The following is a 6569-nucleotide window of genomic DNA, read 5'->3' on the forward strand; positions in this document are numbered from 1 at the left end:
ACTTCGACACCCTGCGCAAAAAAGGCGGACTGTCCGGCTACCCGTCGCGTGCCGAGAGCGAGCACGACTGGGTGGAGTCCAGCCACGCCAGCTCGGCATTGTCCTACGCCGACGGGCTGGCCAAAGCGTTCGAGCTGACCGGGCACCGCAACCGGCATGTGGTCGCGGTGGTCGGCGACGGCGCACTGACCGGGGGCATGTGCTGGGAGGCGCTGAACAACATCGCCGTGGCGCACCGGCCGGTGGTCATCGTCGTCAACGACAACGGCCGCAGCTATGCCCCGACGATCGGCGGTTTCGCCGAGCACCTGGCCGCGCTGCGACTGCAGCCCGGTTACGAGAAGCTGCTGGAGAAGGGCCGCGGCGCGGTGCGCGGGATGCCGGTCGTCGGCGAGCTGGGCTACCAGGTGATGCACAGCCTCAAGGCCGGGCTGAAGGACGCGTTGTCCCCGCAACCGCTCTTCACCGACCTCGGTGTGAAGTACGTCGGCCCGGTCGACGGCCACGACGAACACGCGGTGGAGTCCGCGCTGCGCCACGCCCGCGGCTTCGGTGGGCCGGTGATCGTGCACGTCGTCACCCGCAAGGGGATGGGTTACGCGCCGGCGGAGAACGACCAGGCCGAGCAGATGCATCAATGCGGGGTGATCGACCCGGCGACCGGGTCGGCCACCACGGTGGCGGCGCCCAGTTGGACGTCCGCATTCTCTGATGCGCTCATCGAGTACGGATCCAAACGTCGTGACGTCGTCGCGATCACTGCGGCCATGCCCGGCCCTACCGGGCTGACCGCATTCGGGCAGCGGTTCGGCGATCGGATGTTCGACGTTGGCATCGCCGAGCAGCATGCGATTACATCGGCAGCCGGGCTGGCGATGGGCGGGCTGCATCCGGTGGCAGCGATCTACTCGACGTTCCTCAACCGCGCCTTCGACCAGATCATGATGGACGTGGCGCTGCACAAGCTACCGGTGACCTTGGTCCTCCATCGCTCCGGGATCACCGGCAACGACGGCGCCAGCCACAACGGCATGTGGGATCTGTCGATGCTGGGGATCGTGCCCGGCATGCAGGTGGCCGCTCCACGCGATGCCACCCGGCTGCGTGAAGAACTCGGTGAGGCGCTCGACATCGGCGACGGGCCGACCGCGATCCGGTTCCCCAAAGGCGATGTGGGTGAGGATATTCCGGCTGTGCAGCGGCGCTGTGGGGTCGACGTGCTCGCCGTTCCGGCCGACGGGTTGACCGCCGACGTGCTGCTGGTGGCGGTCGGTGCCTTCGCGGCGATGGCGTTGGCGGTGGGCGAGCGGCTGCACAACCAGGGCATCGGGGTGACCGTGATCGACCCGCGCTGGGTGCTGCCGGTCTCCGATGTGGTGGCCGACCTGGCCCGCGAGCACAAACTGGTGGTCACGCTGGAAGACAACGGCAGCAGCGGCGGGGTGGGGTCGGCGGTGTCGGCGGCGCTGCGCCGTGCCGAGATCGACGTACCCTGCCGCGATGTCGGGCTACCGCAGCGGTTTTACGAGCACGCCTCGCGGGGTGAGGTGCTCGCCGAGGCAGGACTGACCGGGCAGGACGTGGCCCGCCAGATCACCGGCTGGGTCGCCGCCCTGGGCAGTGCCGTAGCCACCGAGCTGGAGAGCAGCGAACACCTGGACTAACCGGCACCGCTGAAAGCCGTGAACTATTAGACGGTCGGCTGCAACGCCGTCGCCAGGGCCGGGACCACCAGTTCGCGCTGCCAGGCCCGGGCGTCGCCGGTGCGGAGAAACTCTTCGATCGCCACAGCGACCGCCGCTACGTCGGGGCCGGTCGCCGGTTCCCAGTCCCAGCAGAGCCGTCGTATCAGGTCGGGCGCCACCAGGTTCTCGGTGGGCACCTTTACTTGCTGAGACAGCTCGCTCAGCGCAGCGCGGGCCGCCTCCAACCGGGCGGCGGCCTCGGGCTTGCGCTTGGCCCATCGGGTCGCCGGGGGCGGGCCGTTCTGCGGTTGGGCCGTCTGGGGCGGATCGGGGTTGTCGCGCGCTGCGGCCAGCGCCGCCAGCCAGGTCCGGGCGCTGCGGCGCTGCCTGGGCCCACCGAATCCCGGCAGTTTGATCAGCTCGTCGACGGTGCCGGGGGCGGCAACGGCCGCGGCGATGATCGCCGAATCGGGCAGTATGCGGTGCGGCGCAATGTCCCGGCGTTGCGCGATCCGGTCGCGCACCGTCCATAGTTCGCGGACCGCGGCGAGCCGACGCGGGTCGCGTACCTTGTGAATGCCCGACGTGCGCCGCCACCGGTCTCGCCGGGTCGAAGCGGCGGCACGCCTGGCGCCCACCGCCCGAAGATAGTCGAATTCCTGTGCGGCCCACTCGCTTTTGCCCTGCTCGGCCAGCACCTCGGCGATCGCCCGACGCAGTTCGATCAGCACCTCGACATCCAGCGCCGCGTAGTTGAGCCATGCCGGCGGCAGCGGACGTTTGGACCAGTCGGCTGCGGCGTGACCCTTGGCCAGGGTCAACCCCAGCAGCCGCTGCACCATCGTTGCGAGGTTGACCTTCTCGAAGCCGGCCAGGCGGCCGGCCAACTCGGTGTCGTACAACGCCGGTGGCCGCATGCCGACCTCAGCCAGGCACGGCAGATCCTGGTCGGCGGCGTGCAGAATCCATTCGTCCTCGCCCAGCACCTGGGCCACCGGCCGCAGCACCGTTGCCGGGTCGCCGGCGTCGCCGACCGGGTCGATCAGCACCGTGCCGGCCCGGGCGCGCCGGATCTGGATCAGGTAGGCCCGGTTGGAGTAGCGAAAGCCCGACGCCCGCTCGGCGTCCACCGCGAAAGGCCCGTGGCCACCGGCCAGCAGTTCTGCGGCCGAGGCGACCTGGGCGGCGGTGACCGACACGTGCGGTATGCCGCTGGCCGGGTGCGTCAGCGGAGTCGGCTCGGGCTGCTCGGTAGCCGAATCTGACGGGTCAGACGCCATGTCAGACGCGGGTTCGTGCACCCAGGTCGGTCACCCCGGCCGGCGGCAGCCCCGCCGCGTATTCAAGTACCGCGCAGAACGCCTGGACGTGCGCGTCGAGTTCGGGCGTGGTAGCGGTCCAGGATGCGCGCAGTTCCAGCTGATGTCCGCGCGGCGGCCCGGATATATCGCCGTAGCGCACCGAGGTGGTCGCGGTGACGGTACCGCCCAGTGCGGTGACGTGCTCGGTACGCGACTCCAGTGCTTCGACCAGCCAGCTCCACGCCACCTCGGGCAGCAACGGGTCGATTGCTTCGTGGGAGTCGAGATCGGCCTGGACGTAGGCCACCAGGCGCATGGTGCCGTCCCAGGCGTCGATGCCGTCCGGGTCGTACAGCAGGATCAGTCGTCCGTAGGCGTCACCCTCGGACTGCTCCGGGACAGTCTCGGCCTCCGGGTGTTTGACCTCCGCACCCAGCGCATAGCTGTACGGCGCGAGGCGCTGCGGCGGCCGGATGGGGCCCAACTCGATCTCCGACCGCACCACGGCGGCAGACATCGCCTGCACCGCTTCGCGAAACGGGGCCGGCTCGGCTGACGTCACTTGCCGCTCCTCCTCATCGCTTCGTCCCCCGCAAGCGGGTGGGGGCACCTCCCGCTCGCGGGGGCGTACCCCCACTGCATCGTCGACGGCGCGGGTCACAACGTTTCACGCTAGCCCCACCCACTGACAGGCCGGGACAGGCGCGCCGACCCGGGGAGGCCGGCCGGTTAGCTGGTGGAGTCCCCGGTGCTCAGGACGGTGGTGGGTCGTCGTCAGGGTAGTGGTCGGGCCCGGCGCGGGCGGAGGCCTGGGCTTGGCGTTCGGTGCGGTTTTTTCGGCGTTCGATTTCGATGTAGCGGGCACGGTTTTGGGCGCGGGTGCGGCGGCGTTGGGGCATCACGGCGGTGCGGCCGGCGCAGCGGTCGGTGGGCGGCTCGGGTGTGGTTTCAGGCGGGGTGAAGTCACCGGTGGGGATGCACAGGGCGGGAAAGAGCAGGGCGCTGAGGTTTCTAACAAGCCGGGAAACTACCCCCCTGTCGCGGGTGCTGGAGCGTCAACGAAGGCCCGTTCATGATCTGACCAACCGCCGGCGCGAAACGACTCCGCCGGCATCGGGTGGATTCACGGAAGAAGAGTGAAAGCCTCGATATGGGACGGACGAACGACGGTGAAGTGACGGCGGTCGACGGTCGCGATCTCAGTGATACCCAACCGTTCTGCTGTGGTCACCACGGAAGCGTCTACGGTGCCAAGCGGCAGGTCGCGGTACCGCGCAACAAGTTCAGCGATCCGCAACCAATCGCCCGCAGCTACCGACTCGCCGATGAACGCACCATCGGCCAAGTCGGCGAGGAATCGCACCTCAGGTTCGACGCCCAGCCGGGTACCCAGCAGGTAGACCACCTCGGTGATGACGAGTGTCGGGACGATCAACGGACCCGGATGGGTCTGCAGAAGCTCCAGCGACGACACATGGTGAGCGTCGTCGGCGTCGACGTAGGCATAGAGAGGACCCGCATCGACAACAATTGCCCCTATGGCCCGGCCTCGGCAGCCAAAATCTCCTCGATACGCTCGGAGACATCGCTACGGCCGCTACGGCCGACGGCCGCTGCGTTGAGGCGCCGACGGCCACCGGTCACGCCGAGGTACGCCTCGAGCGCTTCACGGCTGACGTCCGAGATGGTCAAATTCCGTCGCCGAGCCTCGTGCCGCAGACGAGCATCCAGCGCGTCAGGGATCTTGACCGTCGTCCGTTTCATGTATGCCAGCATACGCCAGCTGGCCACGTATCGGCCAGAAGTACCCACCGCCACTCACCTCGCCTGACACGGGATAGCCCTCGTTGTCAGAACGGCACGACGGTTGGCTGCGTTCGAAGACAGGCTTGGCCCGGTTGGTCTCGTTTTCAACACAGCACTTTGAGGTACCCCTCGGCTGTTGCAAACAACACCCCACACCTTCGCCGATGCTTTCACCAGCCATTTTGTTCGTGACCCATGGTCGAAACGACAGAGTGATCTAAGCTTGGTGACGAGTCCGGAAACTACCCCCTCACGTGTGTCGAGCCTGTCGCGAGGCGATTCTGTCGTGCGACCCGGCGGCGCGGGTGGTCTGGTCACGACTGGGCGTGCGCTATTCCACCGGATCGGCGATCCGGAACCCAAGGGTCATAGCCACTGATTTCATAGTCACATCGTGGGTGGTGACAACCAGGTCATCGAGGCCGGAACGCAACGCCGACGCGAGGTGGATGGCGTCGAGCGAGCGAATGTGAGGGATGATTGCTTCCGCTTCCTGCAAAACGGCGTGGTCGAGCGGGATCGTGTCGAGATAATCCAGAATCTGGTCGCGGTCGGCGACCGGCAAGCTCTCCCGCCGTAATACGCGGGTGATCTCGGTGCGGAGGATGCGTGAAGAAACGACGCGATCGTCGTCTCTGCCGGTCGTGCTGTCGAACCATTGGGCTGCTGACGCCGAATGGCCGAGCATGATGCGTACGGCGACGGAGCTGTCGAGGTAGTGGTAAGTCACCACAGGCCCTTTTCTTCGTTGAGAAGCTCATCGATGGTCGATGCCGTGGTGAGGTCATGCCGGGCGATTATGCGGGTACGTGCGGGTCCGCTTGCCTTCCGGGAAATAAGGGCTGCCGACGAGACGGCGGGAAGGATTGTGCCGATCCGGCGGTTGTGGCGGGTCAGCGCGTATGGCTCGCCCCCTTCGAGGTCGGCGATCATTGAAGCAGGATTCTGGCGCAGTTCACCGACGGAGATCGACTTCATGAGGCTAGATTACCAGGGAATTGTCTACTTTTGTCTACGATGTTAAATCCCGGGACGGGAGTAGGTTGAGGACGGATGAGGGCCGTTAACTCGCTCTGCCGTGACTGACCCAGTGCGAACTGCGAAATTCACCGCTACGGCAGTGAGACTGGACCTGCCGGCGTTCCTGGGGTAGATACCCACAAAGAGCTGTCGCGGTGAGACCGTGCTGGGGACCCGTAGCTTTTCCACCACCCTTACCGGCTATCATGCCCTGCTGGCCTGGATCACCGGGTTCGGCGAGCTGGCCCGCATCGGCGTCGAAGGCACCGGCTCCTACGGTGCCGGTCTGATGCGGCATCTGGCCAAAGCCGGTGTGAGCATCCTTGAGGTCGACCGGCCCGACCGCTCCGATCGGCGCCGCAAGGGAAAAGACGATGACCTCGACGCGATCAACACCGCACGCGCCGTGCTGCACCAGCATCGCACGGCTATCCCCAAGTCCAAAGACGTTGCGGTGGAAGCGCTTCAGGTGCTTCGAGTCGCACGGGCACACGCGATACGAGAACGCCGCAACACCCTGCAGCTGCTATTCATGACCATCATCGCGGCTCCCGAGGAGCTACGCGACCAGGTCCGCAACCTGACTCGCATGCAACTGATTCGGGTCCTGGCGGCCTGGCGGCCCGACGTGTCCAACGCCACCGACCCGGTCACCGCCAACGTGGTCCCAGATGGAAAACTCCCGGTCGGCCTGCTGTTCGCGGCGCCGGCGCAGCGCATCGGCGTCGGCGTGGGCCACGATCTTGTCGGCATAGCC

At 67.1% G+C, this 6569-nt stretch carries 7 protein-coding genes and 2 pseudogenes; 2 read left to right on the forward strand and 7 right to left on the reverse strand.

The genetic code is table 11. From position 1 onward, the window contains the following. A partial coding sequence (dxs, locus tag AC2VON_RS01960; RefSeq protein ID WP_486951432.1) for a 1-deoxy-D-xylulose-5-phosphate synthase occupies positions 1-1664 on the forward strand: 1664 nt, incomplete at its 5' end. 26 nt (positions 1665-1690) lie between these two features. On the opposite strand, the gene AC2VON_RS01965 is transcribed toward dxs, so the two are convergent. From AC2VON_RS01965 to AC2VON_RS01995, 7 genes and pseudogenes are all read right to left on the reverse strand, one after another. After that, positions 1691-2965 carry an HRDC domain-containing protein gene (locus AC2VON_RS01965; protein WP_486951433.1) on the reverse strand — a complete coding sequence of 425 codons (1275 nt, stop codon included), beginning with the start codon at positions 2963-2965 and terminating at the stop codon, positions 1691-1693. A gap of 1 nt (position 2966) precedes the next feature. Continuing rightward, positions 2967-3548, reverse strand: a complete 582-nt coding sequence (locus AC2VON_RS01970) for a DUF3000 domain-containing protein (protein WP_486951434.1) — start codon at positions 3546-3548, stop codon at positions 2967-2969. Positions 3549-3738: 190 nt separating this feature from the next. Beyond that, the gene (locus AC2VON_RS01975; protein WP_486951435.1) at positions 3739-3885 is read right to left on the reverse strand and encodes a hypothetical protein; all 147 of its coding nucleotides are present in this window, start codon (positions 3883-3885) and stop codon (positions 3739-3741) included. A gap of 224 nt (positions 3886-4109) precedes the next feature. Further along, positions 4110-4526 carry a type II toxin-antitoxin system VapC family toxin gene (locus AC2VON_RS01980; RefSeq protein ID WP_486951438.1) on the reverse strand — a complete coding sequence of 139 codons (417 nt, stop codon included), beginning with the start codon at positions 4524-4526 and terminating at the stop codon, positions 4110-4112. Further along, positions 4523-4750 carry a ribbon-helix-helix domain-containing protein gene (locus AC2VON_RS01985; RefSeq protein ID WP_486951436.1) on the reverse strand — a complete coding sequence of 76 codons (228 nt, stop codon included), beginning with the start codon at positions 4748-4750 and terminating at the stop codon, positions 4523-4525. Before AC2VON_RS01985 ends, AC2VON_RS01980 begins: the two co-directional genes overlap by 4 nt. Positions 4751-5123: 373 nt before the next feature. Further along, complete coding sequence (locus AC2VON_RS01990) at positions 5124-5522, reverse strand: type II toxin-antitoxin system VapC family toxin (protein WP_486951437.1); 399 nt, start codon at positions 5520-5522, stop codon at positions 5124-5126. A gap of 92 nt (positions 5523-5614) precedes the next feature. Further along, a pseudogene (locus AC2VON_RS01995) lies at positions 5615-5770 on the reverse strand (type II toxin-antitoxin system Phd/YefM family antitoxin); the annotation flags it as partial. 202 nt (positions 5771-5972) lie between these two features. Between AC2VON_RS01995 and AC2VON_RS02000 the strand changes: the two are divergent. After that, positions 5973-6470, forward strand: a pseudogene (locus AC2VON_RS02000) (IS110 family transposase); the annotation flags it as partial. Positions 6471-6569: the final 99 nt, after the last annotated feature.

Source organism: Mycobacterium sp. TH-M82 (assembly GCF_057473605.1).

What these genes read in the sequence shown, in the direction of transcription:
- AC2VON_RS01965 (WP_486951433.1), bottom strand. Translation starts at nt 2,965, where the DNA reads ATGGCGTCTGACCCGTCAGATTCGGCTACCGAGCAGCCCGAGCCGACT.
- AC2VON_RS01975 (WP_486951435.1), bottom strand. Translation starts at nt 3,885, where the DNA reads ATGCCCCAACGCCGCCGCACCCGCGCCCAAAACCGTGCCCGCTACATC.
- AC2VON_RS01985 (WP_486951436.1), bottom strand. Translation starts at nt 4,750, where the DNA reads ATGAAACGGACGACGGTCAAGATCCCTGACGCGCTGGATGCTCGTCTG.